1 protein-coding gene is annotated in these 556 nt (G+C 45.9%); it reads left to right on the forward strand.

Annotation, left to right across the window (positions count from 1 at the left end; genetic code table 11):
* Window positions 1–94: 94 nt before the first annotated feature.
* Window positions 95–556: ABC transporter ATP-binding protein (locus AB4486_RS27310; protein WP_372119921.1), on the forward strand; the 462-nt coding region annotated here is incomplete at its 3' end.

A 556-nucleotide genomic window follows, 5' to 3' on the forward strand; every position in this document is an offset into this window, starting at 1 on the left:
GTTCCTATGCTTTTTCTTGCCAGCTATATGCAGAAATACCTGCTGCGCGGCTTTTCGATGGGCCTGAAATAGGGATTGAAATAAGGAATTAATCATGACGAAACTAAAACTAAAAAATATCCATAAAACCTACGGTGACCACATTGTGATCCCTGAGGTTAACTTGACCATCAACGACGGTGAATTTGTCGTGCTTGTAGGCCCATCAGGTTGCGGAAAATCGACGCTTCTTCGCATGATTGCTGGTTTAGAAAGCATTACTAAGGGCACCATGACGCTCAACGAGCATATTTTGAATCGCGTACACCCTTCTGAGCGTGAAGTTGCGATGGTATTTCAGTCGTACGCTCTCTATCCGCACATGACGGTAAAAAAGAACATTGGCTTTCCGCTCAAGATGGCAGGGGAATCCAAAGAAACCATCGATTCATTGGTGCAGTCCACAGCCGAAAGCTTGCAACTCACTCCCCTTCTAGAGCGCTTACCCAGTGAGCTCTCAGGTGGTCAAAAACAACGAGTAGCCATTGGCCGAGCCATTGTAAGAAATCCTGAACTT

Source organism: Vibrio sp. 10N.222.55.C6 (assembly GCF_041473395.1).
Lineage (GTDB): Bacteria > Pseudomonadota > Gammaproteobacteria > Enterobacterales > Vibrionaceae > Vibrio > Vibrio crassostreae_C.